This window comes from Tritonibacter sp. SIMBA_163 (assembly GCF_046535935.1).
Classification (GTDB): domain Bacteria; phylum Pseudomonadota; class Alphaproteobacteria; order Rhodobacterales; family Rhodobacteraceae; genus Epibacterium; species Epibacterium scottomollicae.
In genome coordinates this window covers 1-260 of sequence record NZ_JAWJBP010000707.1, presented here as the reverse complement: position 1 = coordinate 260, position 260 = coordinate 1, and the positions used below count along the sequence as shown (strand labels likewise).

Annotated in this window: 1 pseudogene; it reads right to left on the bottom strand. The window is 61.9% G+C overall.

The annotated features are described in order from the left end of the window. Window positions 1–140: 140 nt before the first annotated feature. Window positions 141–260: pseudogene (locus tag R0J92_RS24165) on the bottom strand (cytochrome c biogenesis protein CcmE); the annotation flags it as partial.

Genomic DNA, 260 nt, shown 5'->3' with positions numbered 1-260 from the left:
CACGAACATCGTCACGGAGGCGACAGGGGCCAGCGCCATCATCGCCGAATCGCGGCGCCATGCACCGATCACCGGCAGCGTGGAGACGATCAGCGCGGTCGCAAGCGACAGCACCAGTGCGTAATGGCCAATCTCGATGATCATTGGGTCGCCGCCTCGCCCTCTTCCTTCCAGACCCCCTGTTCCTTCAGGCGGTCGGCCACTTCCTTGGGCATATAGTTCTCATCATGCTTGGCCAGCACCGTATCGGCAACGAAGGA